Origin of the sequence: Pseudoxanthomonas sp., assembly GCF_036845285.1 — a bacterium.
Taxonomy (GTDB): Bacteria; Pseudomonadota; Gammaproteobacteria; order Xanthomonadales; family Xanthomonadaceae; genus Pseudoxanthomonas_A.
This window is the reverse complement of the sequence record NZ_DAIUEE010000016.1, coordinates 38,559-59,486: the sequence shown is the minus strand read 5'-3', so window position 1 is coordinate 59,486 and position 20,928 is coordinate 38,559. Positions and strand designations below refer to the sequence as shown.

At 62.0% G+C, this 20,928-nt stretch carries 18 protein-coding genes and 2 pseudogenes; 6 read left to right on the top strand and 14 right to left on the bottom strand.

The window, feature by feature from the left end; translation table 11 throughout:
* Positions 1 to 76: 76 nt before the first annotated feature.
* The gene (locus V7060_RS16470; protein WP_334180326.1) at positions 77 to 835 is read left to right on the top strand and encodes a potassium channel family protein; all 759 of its coding nucleotides are present in this window, start codon (positions 77 to 79) and stop codon (positions 833 to 835) included.
* 960 nt (positions 836 to 1,795) lie between these two features.
* Here V7060_RS16470 and V7060_RS16465 read toward each other — a convergent pair.
* Positions 1,796 to 2,779, bottom strand: coding sequence for a prolyl oligopeptidase family serine peptidase (locus tag V7060_RS16465; RefSeq protein WP_334180325.1), 984 nt, complete (start codon positions 2,777 to 2,779; stop codon positions 1,796 to 1,798).
* 76 nt (positions 2,780 to 2,855) lie between these two features.
* On the opposite strand from V7060_RS16465, the gene V7060_RS16460 reads away from it, so the two are divergent.
* Positions 2,856 to 3,359, top strand: a complete 504-nt coding sequence (locus tag V7060_RS16460) for an ATP-binding protein (RefSeq protein ID WP_334180324.1) — start codon at positions 2,856 to 2,858, stop codon at positions 3,357 to 3,359.
* A gap of 340 nt (positions 3,360 to 3,699) precedes the next feature.
* On the opposite strand, the gene V7060_RS16455 is transcribed toward V7060_RS16460, so the two are convergent.
* Genes V7060_RS16455 through V7060_RS16440 form a run of 4 tightly spaced genes read right to left on the bottom strand, consistent with a single transcriptional unit; the run spans position 3,700 to position 9,339 of the window.
* A complete protein-coding gene (locus tag V7060_RS16455) occupies positions 3,700 to 4,809 on the bottom strand; it encodes a hybrid sensor histidine kinase/response regulator (protein ID WP_334180344.1) in 1,110 nt (369 codons plus the stop codon).
* Positions 4,810 to 4,811: 2 nt separating this feature from the next.
* Positions 4,812 to 5,402: a chemotaxis protein CheB gene (locus V7060_RS16450; protein ID WP_334180323.1), complete on the bottom strand. Its 591-nt coding sequence runs from the start codon at positions 5,400 to 5,402 to the stop codon at positions 4,812 to 4,814.
* On the bottom strand, positions 5,399 to 6,247 hold the full coding sequence (locus V7060_RS16445) for a CheR family methyltransferase (RefSeq protein WP_334180322.1): 849 nt from the start codon (positions 6,245 to 6,247) through the stop codon (positions 5,399 to 5,401). Before V7060_RS16445 ends, V7060_RS16450 begins: the two co-directional genes overlap by 4 nt.
* Complete coding sequence (locus V7060_RS16440) at positions 6,220 to 9,339, bottom strand: response regulator (protein WP_334180343.1); 3,120 nt, start codon at positions 9,337 to 9,339, stop codon at positions 6,220 to 6,222. Before V7060_RS16440 ends, V7060_RS16445 begins: the two co-directional genes overlap by 28 nt.
* A 137-nt stretch (positions 9,340 to 9,476) precedes the next feature.
* On the opposite strand from V7060_RS16440, the gene V7060_RS16435 reads away from it, so the two are divergent.
* Positions 9,477 to 9,866: a response regulator gene (locus tag V7060_RS16435; protein WP_334180342.1), complete on the top strand. Its 390-nt coding sequence runs from the start codon at positions 9,477 to 9,479 to the stop codon at positions 9,864 to 9,866.
* A 52-nt stretch (positions 9,867 to 9,918) separates the two neighbouring features.
* On the opposite strand, the gene V7060_RS16430 is transcribed toward V7060_RS16435, so the two are convergent.
* The 6 genes and pseudogenes from V7060_RS16430 to V7060_RS16405 all read right to left on the bottom strand — a co-directional run.
* Positions 9,919 to 12,213: a xanthine dehydrogenase family protein molybdopterin-binding subunit gene (locus V7060_RS16430; protein WP_334180321.1), complete on the bottom strand. Its 2,295-nt coding sequence runs from the start codon at positions 12,211 to 12,213 to the stop codon at positions 9,919 to 9,921.
* Positions 12,206 to 13,264: a xanthine dehydrogenase family protein subunit M gene (locus V7060_RS16425; RefSeq protein ID WP_334180320.1), complete on the bottom strand. Its 1,059-nt coding sequence runs from the start codon at positions 13,262 to 13,264 to the stop codon at positions 12,206 to 12,208. Before V7060_RS16425 ends, V7060_RS16430 begins: the two co-directional genes overlap by 8 nt.
* Positions 13,261 to 13,755, bottom strand: a pseudogene (locus V7060_RS16420) ((2Fe-2S)-binding protein); the annotation flags it as partial. The gene V7060_RS16425 and the pseudogene V7060_RS16420, both read right to left, overlap by 4 nt.
* 175 nt (positions 13,756 to 13,930) lie before the next feature.
* On the bottom strand, positions 13,931 to 14,326 hold the full coding sequence (locus V7060_RS16415) for an H-NS family nucleoid-associated regulatory protein (protein WP_334180319.1): 396 nt from the start codon (positions 14,324 to 14,326) through the stop codon (positions 13,931 to 13,933).
* Positions 14,327 to 14,418: 92 nt separating this feature from the next.
* Positions 14,419 to 15,012 carry a peptidoglycan DD-metalloendopeptidase family protein gene (locus V7060_RS16410; protein ID WP_334180341.1) on the bottom strand — a complete coding sequence of 198 codons (594 nt, stop codon included), beginning with the start codon at positions 15,010 to 15,012 and terminating at the stop codon, positions 14,419 to 14,421.
* Positions 15,013 to 15,083: 71 nt separating this feature from the next.
* Positions 15,084 to 15,638, bottom strand: a pseudogene (locus V7060_RS16405) (L,D-transpeptidase); the annotation flags it as partial.
* Positions 15,639 to 15,696: 58 nt separating this feature from the next.
* On the opposite strand from V7060_RS16405, the gene V7060_RS16400 reads away from it, so the two are divergent.
* The gene (locus V7060_RS16400) at positions 15,697 to 16,665 is read left to right on the top strand and encodes an IS5 family transposase (protein WP_334180340.1); all 969 of its coding nucleotides are present in this window, start codon (positions 15,697 to 15,699) and stop codon (positions 16,663 to 16,665) included.
* Between the two features lie 115 nt (positions 16,666 to 16,780).
* Here V7060_RS16400 and V7060_RS16395 read toward each other — a convergent pair whose 3' ends face one another.
* From V7060_RS16395 to V7060_RS16385, 3 genes are all read right to left on the bottom strand, one after another.
* Positions 16,781 to 17,197: a peptidoglycan-binding domain-containing protein gene (locus V7060_RS16395; protein WP_334180318.1), complete on the bottom strand. Its 417-nt coding sequence runs from the start codon at positions 17,195 to 17,197 to the stop codon at positions 16,781 to 16,783.
* 76 nt (positions 17,198 to 17,273) lie between these two features.
* Positions 17,274 to 17,672 carry a hypothetical protein gene (locus V7060_RS16390; protein WP_334180317.1) on the bottom strand — a complete coding sequence of 133 codons (399 nt, stop codon included), beginning with the start codon at positions 17,670 to 17,672 and terminating at the stop codon, positions 17,274 to 17,276.
* Between the two features lie 5 nt (positions 17,673 to 17,677).
* Complete coding sequence (locus V7060_RS16385; protein WP_185896159.1) at positions 17,678 to 18,397, bottom strand: response regulator transcription factor; 720 nt, start codon at positions 18,395 to 18,397, stop codon at positions 17,678 to 17,680.
* A 109-nt stretch (positions 18,398 to 18,506) separates the two neighbouring features.
* On the opposite strand from V7060_RS16385, the gene V7060_RS16380 reads away from it, so the two are divergent.
* On the top strand, positions 18,507 to 19,430 hold the full coding sequence (locus tag V7060_RS16380) for an NAD(P)/FAD-dependent oxidoreductase (RefSeq protein WP_334180316.1): 924 nt from the start codon (positions 18,507 to 18,509) through the stop codon (positions 19,428 to 19,430).
* A 391-nt stretch (positions 19,431 to 19,821) separates the two neighbouring features.
* A complete protein-coding gene (locus V7060_RS16375) occupies positions 19,822 to 20,901 on the top strand; it encodes a catalase family protein (protein WP_334180315.1) in 1,080 nt (359 codons plus the stop codon).
* Positions 20,902 to 20,928 lie beyond the last annotated feature (27 nt).

Genomic DNA, 20,928 nt, shown 5'->3' with positions numbered 1-20,928 from the left:
TAGTCACTGACCCCTGCTCGGCACGCTCTTGCCACATTTCTGGCACGATACCGCTGGGGAGAGGGGAAAGGCCGGTATGTCCAGGCACGCGCTTAGGAAAAAGGTCCATATCCAGCTGGATCCGAAGGCATGGCCTGGCAGAGGCCTGTCACCGGCCAACCGCTTACTAGTGGCTGCGATTCTGATAGCGACAGTAAGCGCGATCGTGGGCACAGAGCCCAGAGTGGCAAGGACCTATGCCGGCACATTCAGTGCGCTCGAGCTGGTCCTGGGGATTGTGTTTGCTGCCGAGTACCTTGCCCGACTGTGGAGCGTGGCTGAACGCAGGGAAGCAGGCGTTAGCCCTACTGTCGAGCGTCTTCGTTTCGCCTTGAGCCCCAGCGCCCTGCTGGACCTCCTGATTATTGTCATCACCCTGGTGCCGTTCTTCGCCATCAACGTTATGGCGCTACGGCTTGTAAGGCTGCTTCGCATCCTCAGGCTAGCCAAACTGGGGCGTATGTCGAGCGCACTGGGACTGCTCTATGGCGTAGTCGCCTCTCGTAAGTACGAGCTGATGGTGACCTTGGGGCTGGCGAGTACGCTTCTGATCTTTGGCGCCTCCGCTCTCTACTGGATCGAGGGTGATCTGCAGCCTGACAAGTTCGGTAGCATCCCTCGTGCGCTCTGGTGGGCTGTCATTACCCTGACCACCATCGGGTATGGCGACGTTTACCCCATCACGCCCGCCGGTAAGTTCGTCGCCGGCTTGGTTGCCATCTCTGGCATTGGCCTCATTGCCATGCCCACTGGCATTCTGGCTTCCGCCTTCAGCGAAGCCATGCGTAAGCAATAGGGGATAGAGCAGATGTCCCAGTCTAGAGGTGGCACCCCTTTGTTCTTCTTCATCGTTGTACTGACGATGGTGAGCTACTGCAGCAGACCCGATGTACGCAGTAGCTTGAGTACGTCGTCGCGGGCGCCATCTTTGCAGGTAGAACAGCCTCAGGCGCCCTCCCCTCCACAAGCTGGTGCCGAGCCTTCGTCTACTCGCTTCGTCAAATCCATCCAGCTCAATGTCCGCTCCTCTCCCAACGGTGCAGTGGTTGAAAAGCTTAAACGTGGTACTCCGGTGGGCATATACGCGGAGCAAGGCAAATGGGTACGTATCAGCCGAGATGGCTTGCCGGAGCAATGGGTTTCTGGCCCGAATCTCTGCGCAGAACCTGGGTGTGCCTACACAGACCCTGCCCCGGCGAGATCGGCCTCCTCTGATCTGACGACTTCTTTCGCACCCGTAGAGCGACGCCGCTATCGCGCCAGTACTTCTCCGGTCTATGACTGTCCTTGTTCCCGGAGTGCCAACTGCATAGGCCCTCGTGGCGGGAGGTACTGCATCACCTCCGGAGGGAACAAGCGCTATCGCTAGCAATACGCCCAGCACCATGAACCGGCGCAGTGATCGCACCTGCCTAGCCGTTGAACATCTCGAATTTGTACTTGCAACAATGATTTGGACAGCGTCGCTGTAAGAATTGTACGGCGTCGCCCGAAAATTGGTCAGCTTGCCATGAAACTGGCCTTCCGCGCATGTTGGATCTAAGAACATTGAGGTGCCCCGCCACTGTCTGCCAGACGACCGCTACCGGCCAGAAGCTGGCATTAGGCACACAAAGCCCGACGGAAGTGAGGCGGCGAAATCCGCACGCGCCGTTTAAGTCGGCTAGCGTAGCAACACGGGCTTTCCCAGCAGTCGGGCGACTCGACCTGCGGAGGTCGGACCCAGATATAGGCCTTCGGCATTACTGGCGACAGCTCAGCGCGGCGCCAGCACCTCTTGGAAGAAGCCGACGGCGTCGGCATTGATCTGCCGGTGCACTGCGCCGCGATCGATGCCGGTCGGATCCACGCACAGCGCGGGCAAGGCGGCGGCCATGCCGGCACTGCACGGCGCCAGGAACACGTAGTGGCCGGCGCCGACGATGCCGCGGAAGGCATGCAGGCGCGGCAGCCCGTCGCGCACCGGCAACAGGTTGTAGGCGGGCAGCAGCACGCGGTCGGCCATCGCGCCGTACAGGAACACCGGAGCGTCGACGTGCGCCAGCGCGGCGGCGTCGAAAAAGATCGCAAACGGCGCCATCACGAAGCCGGCGCGGATGCGCGGATCGGTGGTGGCGCGCGACACGGGCAGGCGTTCGATGACGGCCGGCACTTCCACGCACACCTCCGCATCGGCCGGCTGCGCGGCGCAGTACGCCTCGCGGCGGGCGAAGTCCGGTGTGGCGCCGAGCAGCAGCAGGCTGGTGTAGCCGCCGGCGGAGAAGCCGGCAACGCCGACGCGGTCGGCATCGATGTGCGGACCGAGCTGCGGGTCGGCCAGCAGCAGGTCGAGCAGCGCGGACATCTGCCAGGCGCGCCCCAGCAGCACGCGTTCGGTGCCGAAGCCGCTCTGGTCGCGGTGGCTGTCGCCGGCGTGTTCGATCGCCGCGACGATGAAGCCGGCATCGGCCAGCGCGGTCGCCAGGTCGTGGTGGCCCAGCGTGCTGCCGCCGTGGCCGTGCGAGATCAGCACCAGCGGATGCCGGCCATCGGCGATGGCCAGGCCGGGCGTGGCGGCGACGCCATACGGGCCCAGCTCGGTGGATGCGGCGGGGCCGGCGGCCGGGTAGATCACCGTCGCCGGCATCGCGGTGCCGGTGGTGGCTTCGTGCACCTCGCGGAAGGCAAGGCCGTTGGCGGCTAGCGCCGGCACGCTGGCGACAGCGACCAGCGACAGAAGGAGGAAGGTCAGCAATTTCATCGGCAATTCCAATGGAGGATCGGTTCTGAGATGCGCCAACGGCGCGGAGCGTTTAAGTGGGCGTATGGACCGAGTCTTGGACCGGACCCAGGACGTGATTCGCGAGGGCCGAGACCGTATTCAAGCCCTCCGCGATCCGGAGGCTGGCACGACCGACCTACCCGATTTCCTGCGACGCCATTCACAGGAGATGGCTGCTGAGCAAGGAATGCTCTGCGACTTCGACCTACCGTTCTCAGTAAGGCCTCTTCAACCAATCGTGTACGAGGAGCTTCGACAGATTGGGCGGGAAGCAATCACCAATGCGTGTCTTCATTCACAGGGAAAGCGGATCGACGTGAAGCTTGAGTACTGTGATTTCGGCGTTCTTTTGACCGTACAAGACGATGGCGTTGGGATCGCCGAAGAGAAGCTCAAGGTTGATCGGCATTGGGGAATCAGTGGGATGCGCGAGCGAACGACAATGATCGGGGGTTCTTTGGTGGTGGCCACCCGCCCTACAGGGGGTAGCGAGATAAAGGTTCTCATCCGCGCCGAAGTGGCCTATCCCAAGCTCGCGAACCAAGAGACAAGACTCTAACCGCAGCTTTATCGCCAATCTTCGCCATCGCTCTAACTAAAGTCTGGGCGATTCGCTAGCAGATGCTCCCAGGTTCAGTTTGGGCCTAGAGCGTGCAAGTCGAAGCACCCATTCTCATAGAACGGGCCAAGACGTCCTTCTCCTGGGCCAACACCTCCGTAGTGCATCTGGGTGCTGGTAGTCCCGTGCCACCGTCGGAATTCTCTACCCCGTGAGCACTTCCTTGCTCACCCATGGCGCTCGCGATAGCGGTCGTGGAAGATGATGTTGCTCAAGATGTCCGGATTGGTGCGTGGAATGAAGGACGCGCTAGTGCTTACCGATCTAGACTCCTACAGGGTTATGTCATTTTTTCAAAACGAGCTTCCAGGTGGACTTGCCCGTTGTCGTTGCTCGCCGACAGCGTGCCGCCGTGTGCCTTGACGAACTGGTCAGCAATGAACAGCCCGAGCCCGAGTCCCTGGCTGGCGTGGAATGCGCCCTTGAATGGCTCGAATAGGCGAGGAAGCAACTCTTCGCTGATATGACCGGCGTTGGAGACTCGCACCACAACAGCGCCTTGCGTCGCGCTTTCCAACACGATACGAACAGGTCCCTCTTTGCCATGGATCACCGCATTGCCAACCAGGTTGATCACCACCTGCGTCAATCGATCCGGATCTGCCTTGACCTCCACAGGATTTCCGGCCTCAAACGCAATGTCCGCGTTGGCATGGACGCGTTTTACTTCATCGATTGCGCCCAACAGCACCTGCGTTAGATCTATCGTCCGAGGCTCGATCTGGAAGCCGCCCGAGCGGATGCGGGAAAAATCCAGCAGTTGCTCCACCATCCGCGCCATCCGCCAACCACTGGTTTCCAGCTGGGACAGCGTCCTTTGGACGCGCTCATCCCCGGGAAGCTGCAGGGCCAACTTCTCTGCACACAGCAGCACAGCCGAGAGCGGTGTCCGCAGGTCGTGCGTCAACACCGCCATCATGGTCTCATTGAGCTTGAGCGCTCTTTCCAGCGATTCGGCGCGTTCTTTTAGCAGCTGCCGCTGCTGGAACAGCTGGACGAACACATTCGTTTTGCTGAGGATGACGTGGGGCTCGATGGGCTTGTGCAAGAAGTCCACGGCACCGGCTTCATACCCTTTGAAAGCGCGCTTGGGGTCGTTCGGTGAGGCTGTCAAGAAGATGATCGGCACTTCCCGGCTACGCGCTGCACCTCGCATCAGCTCGGCCAGTGAGAAGCCGTCCATCTCCGGCATCTGCACATCAAGCAGGGCCACGGCTACCTCGTGGACGAGCAGCAGTTCCAGTGCCTGCGCGCCAGAGGCGGCGCACAGCACCTGCACCCCGTCGGCTTGCAGAAGCGCGCGCATGGCCACCAGGTTCTCGGGCACATCGTCCACGACGAGGATATTGATCGGCTCGCTACGCACCGGCTCAGGATTGGACAAGGTCAAGTTCAAGGCTGAAAGCTCCGTAAGCGCACACTCATCTGATCCAGGGTAAGTACCGCATCAGCGCCTGCATACGCCAGCGCTGAGGCCGGCATCATGGGCGAGCTGGCCTCCTCCGGTTGCTGTACCCATGCTTGGCCACCACCGGCCCGAATGGCAGCGACACCCTCGCTGCCATCGTTGGAGGCACCGGTCAACAGGATCGCCAGCACGCGATCAGCAAACACGGCCGCTGCGCTTTCGAACAAGGGATCGATCGCGGGCCGAGAGAAAAGGACCGGCTCATCCAGGCTGAGCGACATCGTATCCCGATCTTCCACCATCAGGTGGTAGTCCGGTGGCGCGATCCATACCGTGCCCGGCGTAAGTGGTGCCTTGTCCTCTGCCTCGGCAACGGGAAGCGCGCAGTACTGTGCAAATAGTTCGGCCGCCTGACTGGGTCGATCGCGCGGCAGGTGGAGGACAATCATCACTAGCGCCGGACAGTTCGCCGGCAAGTCCTCCAACAGCGTCCTCACGGCGCTCACACCTCCCGCTGAAGCGCCCACGACGATCGCGTCTACGGTGTCGCAAAGGCGTGGCGCTGGAGAGGTCATGCGAGCTTCCGGTAAAGCCGCTGCGCACGCGAGCTGACTTCAAAGTCCGCGGCGTGCTCACCGAACTGCAGGGATTCCTTGCTGCCTAACCCCAGGAAGCCGCGGTGCACCAAGGCTTCATGGAACAGGCCCACTGCCCTGTCCTGCAGGCTGCGTTTGAAGTAGATCAGCACATTACGGCACGAGACAAAGTGGACCTCAGAGAACACCGCATCGGTAGCCAAGCTGTGGTCGGCAAAGACGATGTTGCGTTTCAGGCGCCGATCGAACAAGGCTCCGTTGTAAGCGGTCGTGTAGTAGTCCGAGAGCGAGCCGCGACCGCCGGCAGCCAGGTAGCTACGGCTGAACTGAGCCATCCGATCCAATGCGAATACCCCCGCCTCGGCGCTGGCCAGTGCCTCAGGATTGATGTCGGTGGCATAGAGCACCGTGCGCTCCAGCAGGCCCTCTTCATCCAGCAGGATGGCCAGGGACCACACCTCCTCCCCCGTGCTGCAACCGGCTACCCAGATTTTGCACGACGGGTAGGTCTTCAGCACCGGCACTACTTGCTCCCGCAGGACCCGAAAGTAGTCCGGATCCCGGAACATCTCAGAGACCTGGACCGTGAAGTACTGCATGGCCTGGGTAAACAGCGCCGGCTCGTGGAGCAGCCGATGTTGCAACGTGGCCACGCTATCGCACTGGAAACGATCCATGGCCTGGCGCACGCGCCTGCGTAGGGAGGAGATCGCGTATTCGCGAAAGTCATAGTGGTATCGCCGGTAAAGCGCTTCCAGTAAGACCCCCAGCTCCAGATCGAACAACTCGCTGGGGGTCATTGCCGCGCGCACCATACCCGGCACAAGGACACCAGCTTTTCCACATCGACCGGCTTTGCGATGTAGTCGTTCGCACCGGCTTCCAGGCAATGCTCCCGATCATCGGCCATGGCTTTAGCCGTCAGCGCAATGATCGGCAAATCCTGCCATTGCGGGTTGCGACGAATCTCCCGCATGGCCGTCAGTCCATCCATCTCCGGCATCATGATGTCCATGAGCACTAGATCGAAGTCCTGATTGACGAGCGTGTCCAACGCTTCACGTCCGTTGCGCGCGATTTGCAGCTGTACACCGAGCGGCTCCAATACACTGGACAAGGCGAAAATGTTGCGTACGTCGTCCTCGACCAGAAGGACGTTGCGGCCATCCAGTACCGCATCACGCCGACGGACTTCCCGCAGCATGCGCTGCTGGTCCCCGGGCAGGGTCGCCTCCACACTGTGCAGGAACAGCGTGACCTCATCCAATAGCCGTTCCGGCGAGCGTGCCCCCTTGATGATGATGCTCTTGGAGTAGCGTCGTAGACGCTGCTCTTCATGGCGTGTGAGTGCTCGGCCGGTATACACAATCACCGGTGGGAACGCGCCGGTGGCACTGGTCGACATCTTCTCCAGCAGGTCATAGCCGCTGCCATCGGGCAGGGCCAGATCGGTAATCATGCAGTCGAAAGTGGTGACATCAAGCTTCTCGATCGCCTCGGCAATCGTGCCGACGGCGACGATCTCCAACTGATCGCGGGCAAGCAACAGCTGCAGGTTCTGTCGCAGTTCCTGATCATCTTCCACGATCAACAGTCGGCGCACATCGCGCGCGTGCGTCTGTTCCAGCTGTTCAATGGCACTGGCCAACCGCTCGCGGGTGGCCGGTTTGATCAGATAGCCCACCGCGCCCAGTTCCAGGGCTACCTGGGTGCGCTCCAGCGCGGACACCACGTGCACAGGCACGTGTCGGGTCGCCGGATCGCGCTTCAAGCGCTCCAGTACGCTCAAGCCAGATACATCCGGCAGGCCGATATCCAACAGGATGCCATTGGGTCGAAGCTCAGAGGCCAATCGCAGCCCTTCCTCGGCCGTTGAGGCCACCACACAGTCAAACCTGAGTTCTTGGGCCAGGGCGACCAGAGCACGGCCAAATTCGACGTCATCCTCGATCGCCAGAATCAGGCGGTCTGGATAGCGTCGCGTGATGGGACTGGCGGCCACCGGTGCGTTGGCGGAGGCCGGCGGGCTAGCCATCGTGGCGGACACTGCGATCGGGCCGGTGGCCTGATTCGCCGGACTGATGGTGCGCGGTGCCGAGGGTGCAGTTTGCGGCTCCTGATCGGCGGCAGGTGCGCCATCGGTGGGGATGACCAAGGTAAAGCAACTGCCGCGGCCGGGTTCGCTCTCCACGGTGAGTGCCCCGCCCATGCGAGCGGCCAAATCACGCGAGATCGCCAACCCGAGCCCCGTGCCGCCGAAGCGACGGCTCGTGCTGCCATCGGCCTGCCTAAAGGCCTCGAAGATCACTTCAATCTGCTCGCGGGCGATGCCGATACCGGTATCGCACACAACAAACCCGACACGATTCTGGGTGTCAGGCTTGACGTGCATCGTGACCGAGCCGCGCTCAGTGAACTTGATGGCATTGGCCAGCAGGTTCTTCAGGATCTGCTGCAGGCGCTGTCCGTCGGCCACGAACTGGGACGGGGCGTCGGACGCAATCTCCAGCGTCAGGTCCAGTCCTTTTTGGCGCGCTAGTGGATCGAACGTCTCACGTAGGCGCTGCACCACGCTTTCGGTGCTGAGGGTGTCATCCTGCAGTTCAACGTGCCCTGCCTCAATCTTGGACAAGTCGAGAATGTCGTTAATCAGCGCCAGCAGGTCATTGTTGGACGAATGGATCGCTTGGGCGTACTTGACCTGTTCAGCAGTGAGCGTGCTTTCCTTGTTGTCGGCCAGCAGTTTGGCCAGGATCAGCGAGCTGTTCAGCGGCGTGCGCAGTTCATGCGACATGTTGGCCAGGAATTCGGACTTGTAGCGCGAGGCGGCCAGCAGGTCTTCCCGACTGCGCATCAGGTTGTCCTGTGCCGACAGCAGCTGCTGCCGCTGCCCTTCGAGTTCGTGGGTCCGCTCTTCAAGCTGCACGTTGGTCTGTTCCAACTCAGCCTGCTGCTGCTCCAAGTTGACCTGGGATTGCTGCAGGGTGCGGCTTTGTTCCTCCAGTTCCTCGTTGGCCACCCGCAGCTCTTCCTGCTGGGCCTGCAGTTCCTCGCTTTGGCGCTGGGTTTCTTCCAGCAGCTCAATCAGTTCACTACGCAGCATGGCGGTTCTGAGGGCAATACCAATGGTATCGGCGCACCGCTGCAGCAACTCCATGGCCGTGGACTCATCGACCGGGGACTCAATCAGGCCCAGCTCTAGGGCCCCACTGGCACTGCCATCGGCGGTGAGCGGTGCCACGAGCAGTTTGACTGCCGCGCTTCGACCTAGTGCCGACTCAACACCCACATGGGAGGCCTCGATGCCACGAACTACCCGAGGGCGTTGTTTGACGATGGCTTCCCACAACTGACCCGAGCCGGCGGCAATCCGGTTGGGAACCTCGCGCGCGAGCGCAACGCCACCTATCAGGACCAGTTCCTGGCCGTTCAAACGGTATAGCACGCCGGTATGGGCACCCAGATGATCGCAAAGCACCCGCAGCGCCCCCTCGGCCAAGCTGTGAGGGGTCTGCTCGCCTTGCAGCACGCCGGCAACCTCGTTTTCCACCTCCTGCAGCCAGAGCGCGCGTTCGGCCTCCAAACGCGCGCGGATGGCCTGCATCACGATCAGTGCCGTGGTAAGGAAGCAGACCCCGCCCACCGTTCGATTCACCACTGAGAAGGCGGAGTTGTGACTGGGGGGAGCCAGATTGAAACCGACCACCAGCAACGTGCACGCCAAGGCGGCGAGCGCCACCGGCACCCACGGCCGGCGCTGATACACCGTTACACCAATGGCCAAGAAGTACAACAGCCAGACGGCATAGCCCAACGGGATGACAGCCTCCAGCCCGATGGTGGTGGCCGCCAAGCCCAACGCGATGAAGGAAATGATGGTGTCGCGGTGCCGCTTCCCCTGGTCCTGTTGGCTCATCCCCTGCCCTTGCCCCGAGTGCAAAAACGCCATGCTACCTTCATTTACGTTTACAACTTCTTCACGCTCTTATCTCAATCCTTTTCCAACTTTTTTCAGGGGAGCGCGTGGCAGTGGACGACACCAACAGCAGGCAGATGGGTGCTTCGGACAGTCCTTCCTCGGATCTGACGTCTGCGGGAGGCTCGATTCGGGTGCTGTTGGTCGAGGATCAGGTGGAGCTGCGCGCTCTGTTGTCCGATGTGCTTCAGGACGCTGGCATGGAGGTTCGCATTGCCGAGGATGCGCATAGCGCAAAGGTGATCCTGGAAGACTTCCCATGCGATGTTCTGGTCAGCGATGTACACATGCCAGGTTCGGAAAACGGCATTGATCTGGCTGAGCACCTGAAGCGCTCACGTCCTCAGGCGCGGGTGATTCTGGCCTCAGGCCATCCCCCGCGGCAGCTTCCCAGCCTGCCGGGGTATGCGCACTTCCTGCAAAAGCCGTTTCGGCTCAATCAGCTGATGCAATTGCTGGCTGCGTAAGCCAAGCCAGGCGTCGGGCGTTCTAGTCCCAGTAGATCGACACGCGCTTTCGCTAGATCGCCCCACTGTGTACAAGTTCGGCCATGACCTTGTCTGGGGTAATGGGCGTGTCGTAGATGCGCACGCCCACGGCATGATGGATGGCATTGGCGATGGCCGCCGATACCCCTACAAGACCGATTTCACCAACTCCTTTGGCCCCCAACCGGCTGACCACCCGATCGTCTTCATCGGCAAAGAGCACGTCAATCTCGTGGATGTCGGCGTTCACGGCCACGTGGTACTCAGCGAAATCGTGGTTCATGAAGCGCCCCAGCCGAGCATCATCGTGGGTGCCCTCATGCAGCGCATGGCTGATGCCCCATACCACGCCCCCCAGAATCTGACTGCGCGCCGCCATCGGGTTGATGATCCGGCCGGCAGCAATGGCACTGACCACGCGCGTGACCCTTATCGTGCCCAATGCTTCATCCACACGTACCTCGCAAAACACGGCCGAGTGCGTGGCCCGCGCATACTTTGACTGCTCACGCTGGTTTGGCAGGAGCAGATGGCTGGCCCGCAGCTTTCCGTCCTTGGCAAACGCCATCAGCTCGACAATCGGAACGCTGGCCCCACCGGCCTTGCGCCGCAAACCCCCTTCGACACACTCGACATCGTCATCCTTGCAGCCAGAAAAAAGCTCGCTGTGATGGCGTTTGGCAAGCTTGAGCAAGCCGGCGCGTAACTTATCGCAGACCCCTTCAATGGCCGATCCAATCGTGGCCACGTGGGCAGACCCTCCCTGCACCGGCGCCACGGGCAGGGTCGAGTCACCCAGTTCAAAGGTGACGTGTTCCAGCGGCAAGCCCATGGCGTCAGCGGCGATTTGGGCCATCACGGTATAGGTGCCCGTGCCGATGTCCGAGGCAGCGCTACTGACGCGAAGCCGGCCCTGTGCATCCAGGACAGCTTTGGCACGGGCAAACATCTGCAGGGCATCCCAGGTCCCGGTGGCCATCCCCCACCCCACATACTCGGTACCGATCTTGGTGGCACGAGGTGCTGGGGGGCGTTGTGACCAGCCAAATCGCTCGGCCCCCAAGGCAAAGCACTCCCGCAACGCTTTGGAGGAGAACGGCTTGTCCTCGATGGGATGCACCTCGGCGTAATTGACCAGCCGAAACGCCAGCGGATCCATGCCGACCTCGCAGGCCATGGCATCGATAGCCACTTCCAGGGCATGGACGCCGTGGGCCGCCCCTGGTGCACGCATATCCATCGGCGTGAACCGGTCCAAGTCGACCAGCTTGTGCGATAGACGAATGTTCTCGCACGCATACAACTGGCCCGACCAGTTAGCCACGACCTCGGTGTAGTCCTCCGCGCGCGAGGTTTCCGTCAGCACATCATGCTCGATGGACTGGAGCTGGCCTTGGGCGTTGGCAGAAAGCCGGATCTGCTGCCACGTCTCGGGCCGATGCCCGAAGGTGAACATCTGCTGGCGTGTCAGGACGACACGAACCGAGCGGTCCAGATACTCGGAGGCCATCACTGCCAGCAGCAGGGCGTAGTTGGGCCGCAGCCCCGAGCCAAAGGCGCCCCCCACGAAGGCGTTGCGCACGCTCAGTCGGGACTTCGGGATCCCCAGGGCATGGGAGGCGTACCAACGGCTGTTCTGGGAGCCCTGGGTCTTGTCGTGCACGACCATGCGACCTTCGGCATCACGCACGACGGTGGTGGCAAACAGCTCCATCGGGTTGTGGTGCTGGGCCTCGGCATAGGAGGTTGCCTGCATCCGGAACGGGGCGTTGTGCCACGCGGCTGAGGCGTCACCCTTTTCTTTGGGAGGCGGCTTGTAGCCAAATTTGATGCCTTTTGGGCTGTGGCCTTTGTCCAGGTTCGCACGCAGGGAGGTCTCGTGGGGCGCGGGCGCCACCTCAACCCGCATCAGCATCGCGGCCCGGCGCGCTGCCTCAAAACTATTAGCGACCACCAACGCCACCGGCTGTCCGCTGTAGACCACATGCTCGTCGTAAAGCGGGCGGAACGGCTTGCCGCCCGGCGCGATCAGGTCTTTATGAAACACGCGCCCTGCCCGCATCCTGGGCCGCCGTTGGTGCGTAAGCACATCCAGGACGCCTTCCACCGCCAGGGCGGCATCCAGATCGATCGCAACAATCGTGCCCTTGGCTACCGCAGTGTTTACGACCACGCCGTAGGCCAGATCGGGGGCCGGGAATTCGGAGGCATAGCGGGCCTGACCCTGCACTTTGGCCGGTCCATCGATCCGGGTAAGCGGTTGGCCCTTGCGAACATGTCCGGTGCCTGGTGCGGCCACAGGCACGCGAGGATCGACCTCACTCATGGGCCTGCTCCCCAGATGATTCTTTGAGGGCCGTGTCATTGGTGACGGTGCCGTGGGCGGCCACGGTAATCCCGCGCACCACCAAGCGCCGGGCCAATTCGATCTTGAAGTCGTTGTCGCCCTGCCCGATGGCACCCTGCAGCAGCCGATCAGCCACGCGCGCGGCCGCCTCGGCAGTGGGAGGCTGGCCCACCAGCAGGGCTTCCGCCTCCTCCAGTCGCCACGGTTTATGGGCCACTCCACCGAGAGCCACGCGCGCCGACACCACGGCTCCCTTATCGGAGAGCTCCAACCCGACCGCCACCGAGACCAAGGCAAACGCATAGGACGCCCGGTCGCGGATTTTCAGATACACCGAATGAGCCGCATAGGGATTGGGTGGAATCACCAGCGCCGTGATCAAGGCATCGGACGGCAAGTGCGTATCGTGTTCCGGGTGATCGCCGGGCAGGCGATGAAAATCGGAGAACGCGATCAGTTCGCGTCCTTGACCTCGCTCCACCTCGACCTGTGCCTCCAGGGCGGCCAGGGCAACGCACATGTCGGAGGGGTGAGTGGCAATACAGGCCTCACTTGCGCCCAGGATGGCATGCTGACGGGTCACGCCCCCGATGGCGCTGCAGCCACTGCCTGGCGCACGTTTGTTGCACGGCAGCGCCACATCGTAGAAGTACATGCAGCGCGTGCGCTGGAGCAGATTGCCCCCGTTGGTGGCAGCATTGCGTATCTGGGGCGAGGCGCCGGCAAGAATCGCCGAAGCCAGCAGGGGGGCGTGCTCGCTGACCAAGGGGTGATAGGCCGTATCGGCGTTATGGGCCGTGGCGCCCAGCCGCAAGCCGTCCTCGGGCGACCATTCGATGCCATCCAGCCCCAGGCCGCTGATGTCGACCAGGCGACTGGGCTGGGTCACGCCGGCCTTCATCAGGTCCAGCACATTGGTGCCACCGGCGATGAACTGAGGACGGGTAATACGCGGCTGCTGCGCCACATGACCCAACGCCTGTCGGGCGCCACGAGAATCGCAGGCCGATACCAACGTAAACGGGTTCATGCCGGCACGCTCCCCACAATGATGGGGCACTGGGGATCGCGTGCTTGCTCAATCCCCGCCACCTCGCACACCGCAGAGGTGATTTGGGTATAGGCGCCGCATCGGCACAGATTGCCGCTCATCAGTTCCCGCACGTCATCACGCGTGCGGGCGCGGCCTTCGTTGATCAAACCCACGGCCGAGCACAGTTGGCCGGGCGTGCAGTAGCCGCACTGGAAGGCATCGTGCTGTAGGAAGGCTTCTTGCATCTGGTGGAGGGCTTGGCCATCGGACAAGCCTTCCACCGTGGTGATGTCTTTGCCCGCCTGAAGCGCGGCCAGCGTCAGGCAGCTGTTGATCCTGCGCCCATCGATCAACACGGTACAAGCACCACACTGGCCGTGATCGCACCCCTTCTTGGTGCCGGTCAGAGCGAGCTGCTCACGCAGCACATCCAGCAGTGAGGACCAAGCCTGAACCTCAAGGGCGTGATCGTTGCCGTTGACTTGCAGGGTGACGGAGTGACGACTGGGTGTATCGGCGGTTTGGGGCGTTTGCTCTGCCACAGTATCGCGTGTCATGGCGGGCCTCCTTCTCGATCCGAGACTGAGGTCAACACAGTGAAGATGACGAGAACCCTCCCCTACCGTCACACCGCCTTGCGCCTCACACAGACCGATACGGCCGCTAGCCTGGGAACTTCGGGAACTTCTCGTTGGGGTGGCGTGCCTTCCATTCCTTGTAGGCGGCCGTCCCTTCCCAGGCAGCAAAGGCACGAGGCGCACGGCCTCGACCTGACCAGGTTTCACCGCTGTGCGGCAACCAGTACTTGGGGGCTACCTCTTTAGTGCTCGATGCCTTCTTGCGCGGTGCGCGCTCCCCACTGCCCAGCGCCGTAACCAGCTCGGCTTTCTGCTTGGCAGAGAAGTGGGCACCAAACTGGGTCAGCAGTTGCAACACATTGGCGTAGGCGTCCGAGGCCTGCTGCTGACGTAGCTGCTCTTCTTGCTTATCCAGATCGCGCAATTCTTCTTCCAGTCGAGCTCGCGTGGTCGCAATGGCGTCCAAGGTGGTCTTAGTCATTCAAGGATTCTTGTGGTCGGCTAGGCGCGGGGTGAATACCCGATTCTATAGCAGCACCTGCGCCGCGGACCGAGGCAACGGCAGGAGTTACGTTATTGGCTTTGAGTCAGCGCTGGATACGGGTTGATCGCTGTGCCCTCCCACCAACGCTTCTCCGGGCCAAGTTCGAAGATGGCAAAATGCAGATGCGGTGCGTCCGGACTGGCGTTACCGGTGGATCCTACATATCCGAGCAGTTGGCCGCGGGTGATCTGCTGTTGCTCTGCCAGCCCCGGTGCATACCCTTGCAGATGCGCGTAGTAGTAGGCCAGTCGCCCAGCGGGGTCGAATTGGTAGATCGTCAGTCCGCCGCGCTCGCTGGTAAACAGTTTTTCGATGTGGCCATCGGCCACGGCCAGTACGGGGGTGCCGGCGGGAGCCATGATGTCGATCGCATCATGGCTTCGGCCTTGGCTTCTGGCATCGGTAAACGTGTCGAGCAACGCGGTTGCCTGTACCCCTTGCACCGGTATCAGCACCGTGCCCGACGGATTCGTGCGTGCTGCAGGTGCAGGTAACGCAGGATCTGATACATGTTGCTTCGTTGGCGCGTCCGGGCTCGCGACGACGGCCGGCTTAGCTGCGCCGACGTCAGTCGGGGTGGCCGATACGCTGGGGGTAGCGTCAGGTGGGGAGGTCGGCGAAATCTCGACGCCGGTCCACAGCAAGGCGGCCAGCGTGCAGACCACGACAATCAGCGCAAGCAGGTATCTCACCCCTACTCCTGCATGGTCACTGACAGCGCCGGCGACACGGCACGCGCCACGCGCTCAACATCCCAGTTCGTAAGCCGCACACAGCCGTGTGACTGAGCTTTGCCGATGGCGCTGGGTTCTGATGTTCCGTGCAGGCCGTAGTGCTTCTTGGACAGGTCGATCCAACGCGTGCCCACGGGATTGTTGGGCCCAGCCGCTATTTTGGCTTCGGCATGTGTCGGGTCGGCGTCCCAGAACAGTTTGGGGTTGTAGTGGAAGGTCGGATTCTCTGCGACCCCGACGATCTTCCACTGCCCTAAAGGAAGCGGATCCTTCTCGCTGCCTGAGGACACCGGAAACTGTGCAATAAGTGCACCGCTGGCATCCAGAAGTCCCAGCGTGGAATCGGACTTGTCGATCACCACGCTGGCCGCTTTCGGCAGCGCCGTGAGGCTGGCCACGTTTGGCACCTGCAACGGCGTACCGGCCTTTGAAAAGTCCGCGTTCGGATTCAGCGCCTTCAGCAATGTGGGTGAGATATGGAAGCGCTCGCCCAAAGCTTCTTCGATCGACTCAAAGGATGCTCTGAACAATTCCCTTCGGCGACAATAGCGCAAGGTTCGACGGATGACGACGATGCAGCTGAGCTTCGGGGACGCGGAACACACGGCCAAGCGGAAGAGGACGCGGCGCGAGGTTTTCCTGGCGGAGATGGAGCAGGTGGTGCCGTGGAACGCGCTGCTCGCGTTGATCGCTCCGCACTATCCGAAGCTGGGCCAGCGTGGCCGGCAGCCGTATCCGCTGGCGACGATGCTGCGCATCCACTTCCTACAGCAGTGGTACGCGCTGAGCGACCCGGGCATGGAAGAGGCGCTGTACGAGATGCCGGTGATGCGCCGCTTCGCCCGCTTGGGCGGGTTGGACAACATCCCGGACGAGACGACGATCCTCAACTTTCGACGGCTGTTGGAGACGCATGACCTTGCGCCAAGGATCCTGGAGCGAGTGAACGCGCACCTGGCGCGAAAGGGCCAGAGTCTGAAGGCGGGCACGATCGTGGATGCGACGATCATCGCGGCACCGAGCTCGACCAAGAACAAGGACGGCGAACGCGACCCTGAGATGCACCAGACGAAGAAGGGCAACCAATGGCACTTCGGGATGAAGGCGCACATTGGCGTGGATGACAAGTCGGGCCTGGTGCACCACGTGGAGTGCACGGCGGCGAACGTGAATGATGTGACGCAGGTGCACAAGCTGCTGCACGGCCAGGAAGACACGATCACGGGCGATAGCGGCTACACCGGCGCGGACAAGCGCGAGGAGCTGCAGGGTCTGGAGGCTGCGTTCTGGATCGCGGAAAAGCCTTCGAAGCTGCGCGCGATGAAGAATACGCGCGAGCGCAAGTACGCCGAACGCTGGGAGCACTTCAAGGCCAGCGTGCGGGCGAAGGTGGAGCATCCGTTCCGGGTGGTGAAGCGGCAGTTCGGCTACACGAAGGTGCGCTACCGCGGTTTGGCGAAGAACACCGCACAGGTGTTGACCCTGTTCGCGCTGTCGAATCTGTGGATGGCGCGGCGACGTTTGCTGCAGCCGACGGGGTAGATCCGCCTGGCAGGCGGGGAAGCCTGCCGAAAACCGCCAGAAATGGCGAACAATTGATCAAATCGAGGTCCATCAGGCGCTTTGACGCTGAAATTCAGGCATCAAGACGCTTTGATCAGACCTTCCCAAAGGCCAGCGAGGGCAACTTGGCTTGCGCCATCATGTCCTCGGGTATGGACGCCACGGGTTGTCCCACATCGTCGGCGGTCAGCGTGTAGGTCACCAAGGCAGGCGCTTCGTCCTGGTTCAATGAGGTCCATGTCGCTTCATCCAGTTCTCCGCTGACCTTCAACTGCCGCGCCTGCTGATACCCCCGAACCGCACGCCGCTGATTCGAGCCGGCCCGCCCATCGATTTCACCGGGTGAGAAATGGGCACGATCCAGCAACACTTGTGCTCGCACGAGGGCGGCCATGCCCTGGCGGGTTGCGGGATCATTGGCTTGGGCGGCCAGGGTGGTGTCGGGTGTGGCGGCATACCCCGGCAGCGCGAGCAGCAACACCACCCCCGCAAACAGACATTCCGAACGCATAGGCCTCTCCAAGTCAGTTGTCCCTGATCTTGGTCGCCGTCATGTCATGGCCGTGTAAAGCAACCTCCCGTACAGGCTAGTGCATCAGACCGGTTGGATCGCTCGCGTCATGGCTAGCGCCTGGACCTGGCTCCTGCACCGGTGGATTACTCAACCATGCCCACGTTGCCAGCACCAGCGACCGCGCTTGCGCCCATAACTGTGTGGAATCGCCGCCAAGCTCATCCCACAGCACTTCCAGATACTCCTCATCCCGTGGCAGCACATAGCTGCCGTAGGTGATGAGCCCCAAGGCATAGGCAGGGCAAGCATCGCCCCACTCCATCTCTGCCCTGGCCGCATCCTGCTTGGCGAAGGCATCGAACCCGTCTGGAATCGGCGTCATGCCGGGATATGGCAGACAGTGCGCAACGCCTTCCTGCGCGGACAGGCGCTGCACCAGGTTCTCAAAAGCGTGGGAATCAATCCGGCCCATGCTACTCAGGCCGCCTGAGCATCCTGAGCATGGGACGCCTGACCGATGTTCGCCGCCAGGCGGTAGCCGGCGCTCTGCACCGTGTGCAGCATGGGCGTAGCGAAGCCCTTGTCGATGGCTTTGCGCAGGTTGTACATGTGACTGCGCAGGGCGTCGGAATCGGGCAGATCATCCCCCCACAGCTCACGTTCGATTTCCCGGCGTGAGACCACGCGCGGGGATTCGCGCATCAAGATCGTCAACAGCCGCATACCCGCAGGTGTAAGCTCCAAGCGACGTCCATCCCGTTGCACGATCTGCGAGGCAGGATCCAACGTGAGATCACCCACCTGCAACACCGCCCGCGCGACCTCCTTGCGATTGCGGCGGATTATGGCCTTCAGGCGCGCTTCCAACTCTTGAGTGGCAAAGGGCTTGGTCAGGAAATCGTCCACCCCCGCCTCCAGGCCGACGAGCTTGTCCTCCAGGGTGTCGCGCGCGGTCACCATGATGATGGGCGTCGCCACCCGCGCCTCCGTGCGCAGCTGCTTGACTACCTGCAGGCCATCCATGCGGGGAAGGTTGCCGTCCAGAATGATGGCGTCGTAGCGATTTTCACTGGCCAGCCGATACCCTTCGGCGCCGTCGACCGCGTAGTCCACTTCCAAGCCTTTGGCCTCCAGGAAATAGCCCACGGTTTCAGCCAAACTGCGGTTGTCTTCAATGATCAGAACGACGGCAGACATCGACACGGCTCCTGTAGTTCAGTTTGGTGAAAAATAGCCGGACCGCCTGTCGAGGCGGCGTGAAATCACCTCCTGCCATACCCTGGTTTGCCTATCTCTGGAATCCCTCATGAAGTCCTCCGCACCGACGAAGATCTGGGATTGCCTCATCGTGGGAGGTGGGCCGGCCGGTCTGACGGCGGCGACCTACTTGCGTCGTTTTCATCGCTCCGTGGCGCTCATCGATAGCGGTCAGAGTCGGGCGAAATGGATTCCCAAGACCCACAACTGCCCGGGATTTCCGGCAGGTGTGGCCGGGACCGCCCTGTTGGCCCGCTTGGGCGAGCAAGCGGGCCAATACGGGGTCACGTGCATCAAGGCCGTGGCCTCCCGCATCGAAGTGGGTCTGGACGTTTTTACGATCACCCTGCCCCGACGGAGCTTGCAGGCCTACACCGTGATCCTGGCCACAGGCGTGGAAGACACGCTGCCCACCCTGAAGGGACTGAGCCCCAAGACGGCCATTGAGCGCGGCTTGCTGCGCCTGTGTGCGATTTGCGACGGGTACGAAGCCACCGATGCATCCATTGGCGTCCTGGGCCCACCGGAATCGGCGTTGCGCCATGCCTGCTTCCTGCGAGCATTTTCTTCCACCGTAACCGCCCTGACGATCAACGATGGTTCCAAGGCCTCGCAACACTCCCTTCGACAGGCACGTCAGCTCGATATCCCGATCATCGGTTGTGAGCCGACCGTTCGCATCTCGGGCAACAGATGCCTGGTGGAGGATCACGTCGGTCGCGCCTATCGCTTCGACACGGTCTACGCCGCCTTGGGCACCCAGTCACGACACACGTTGGCCACAGCCGCTGGCGCGCGACTACTGCGATCGGGCGAGTTGTTCACCGATGCCCACCTGCAGACCTCCATCCCGGGCCTGTATGCCATCGGGGATGTCAGCAGTGCCATCAATCAGATTTCCGTGGCCTTCGGACAGGCCGCCATTGCCGCCACGGCGATCCATCGCCAGCTGGCCGCTTCGCCTCGTCGCTAAGGTTCACCAGCCTTACACGCACGCTTTGTCAGCTTCGCGAGGTCCTCGAAGCCCCCCTACTCCGATGCCTGATACGGGTAAGCCTGCTCTACCCCTGCCGTTTCATTGGGTTGAAGATGCCAGTACGGACACGGTGTTCCTGGCGTCAATTCCTATGGTGCAGGTCGCCGCGGCGGGCGAGGCATGGATTGCCAGCGTGGTTTTCAATGCGGTGGAGGTTGTCCCCCAGCAGATGGTGTGCCGAAGCAAACAGGCCGCCCTGCGATGGGCGAGCCAGTGGGTACTCCAGCGCGTGCCTCTGCTTACGCGTGCTGCCGTTCGAATGGGTCTTAAAGGACCTTCCACTTCTGACGCAGCGTAGCTCCCCGGGTCTTCACAGGACGCTCTTCCAATGACGCCTCTCGCCTCGCCGATACCTTTCCGGTCTTCCCTCGAGGTCATCGGTGCGGAGGAAAATGAAGCCATCTTGGCCTTGGAGACCGTGTTTTCGCAGATGGCGCAACGAGTCGCCGAGCACGAAGGCGTGGCCCATCGCGCCGTGCATGCCAAGGGCCACGCGTTGGTGCATGGCACGTTTCAGGTCCATGGCGATCTGCCTCCGGAATTGGCCCACGGCCTGTTTGCCAAAGCGCGGTGTTTCGAAGCATTGGTGCGCTTTTCCTCTCCTCCTGCTGAGCAATTGCCAGATACGGTCTCCACACCACGGGCGCTGGCGCTCAAGGTGCTACATGTGGAGGGCGAGCGTGCGGCCGGAAGTCTGCCGGGGCACTCCCAAGATTTCCTGATGGTCAATGGACCGGCCTTCACTGCGCCCACGCCTGCCGGTTTTGTCGGTCCAGCCAAGTTGTTGGCCGCCACCACCGAAAAGATGCCGCGCACCAAGACCGTCATCTCCGCCACGCTGCGAGGTGCCGAGGCGGCATTGGAGGCGGTCGGGCTGCAAAGCGGGAAGCTCAAGGGCTTGGGCGGCGAGCCGCAGCGACATCCTTTGGGAGAAACCTACTTCACCCAAGTGCCCTTCCTGTATGGACCGTACATGGCCAAGTTCTCGTTGGCCCCGCTATCGCCGACGCTGCAAGCGCTCGCTGGTACCGCCATCCCCAACGAAGGTGATGCCCAACGCCGGGCGATCCAGGCCGCGTTGGCCAGTGAGGAAGCGCAGTGGGCCTTTAACGTTCAACTGTGTCGAGACCTGGAGCGCATGCCAATCGAAGATGCCTCCATCGCCTGGCCTGAAGAGATCAGCCCGTGGATCACCGTGGCAACCCTGGCGCTGCCGCCACAACGCACCTGGTCGGGCCTGTCAGAACAGACGGAAAAATCGCTGGCGTTTTCTCCCTGGAATGCGCTGGCGGCCCATCGCCCCTTGGGCGGAGTCAATCGAGCGCGCAAGCGCGTGATGGCGGTATCACGTCAGTTCCGCAGTAATTTCAATCGGTGCCCGATCACTGAGCCAGACGGCTCGAATTGATGCGCTGCAGCCGCTAGCTCTTTCGCT

Coding starts and splice junctions, on each gene's coding strand:
- V7060_RS16470 (WP_334180326.1), top strand. CDS start 77: ATGTCCAGGCACGCGCTTAGGAAAAAGGTCCATATCCAGCTGGATCCG.
- V7060_RS16400 (WP_334180340.1), top strand. CDS start 15,697: ATGCAGCTGAGCTTCGGGGACGCGGAACACACGGCCAAGCGGAAGAGG.
- V7060_RS16385 (WP_185896159.1), bottom strand. CDS start 18,397: ATGTCTGCCGTCGTTCTGATCATTGAAGACAACCGCAGTTTGGCTGAA.
- V7060_RS16425 (WP_334180320.1), bottom strand. CDS start 13,264: ATGAACCCGTTTACGTTGGTATCGGCCTGCGATTCTCGTGGCGCCCGA.
- V7060_RS16435 (WP_334180342.1), top strand. CDS start 9,477: ATGGGTGCTTCGGACAGTCCTTCCTCGGATCTGACGTCTGCGGGAGGC.
- V7060_RS16450 (WP_334180323.1), bottom strand. CDS start 5,402: ATGACCTCTCCAGCGCCACGCCTTTGCGACACCGTAGACGCGATCGTC.
- V7060_RS16465 (WP_334180325.1), bottom strand. CDS start 2,779: ATGAAATTGCTGACCTTCCTCCTTCTGTCGCTGGTCGCTGTCGCCAGC.
- V7060_RS16440 (WP_334180343.1), bottom strand. CDS start 9,339: ATGAGCCAACAGGACCAGGGGAAGCGGCACCGCGACACCATCATTTCC.
- V7060_RS16390 (WP_334180317.1), bottom strand. CDS start 17,672: ATGGGCCGGATTGATTCCCACGCTTTTGAGAACCTGGTGCAGCGCCTG.
- V7060_RS16375 (WP_334180315.1), top strand. CDS start 19,822: ATGACGCCTCTCGCCTCGCCGATACCTTTCCGGTCTTCCCTCGAGGTC.
- V7060_RS16380 (WP_334180316.1), top strand. CDS start 18,507: ATGAAGTCCTCCGCACCGACGAAGATCTGGGATTGCCTCATCGTGGGA.
- V7060_RS16415 (WP_334180319.1), bottom strand. CDS start 14,326: ATGACTAAGACCACCTTGGACGCCATTGCGACCACGCGAGCTCGACTG.
- V7060_RS16395 (WP_334180318.1), bottom strand. CDS start 17,197: ATGCGTTCGGAATGTCTGTTTGCGGGGGTGGTGTTGCTGCTCGCGCTG.
- V7060_RS16430 (WP_334180321.1), bottom strand. CDS start 12,213: ATGAGTGAGGTCGATCCTCGCGTGCCTGTGGCCGCACCAGGCACCGGA.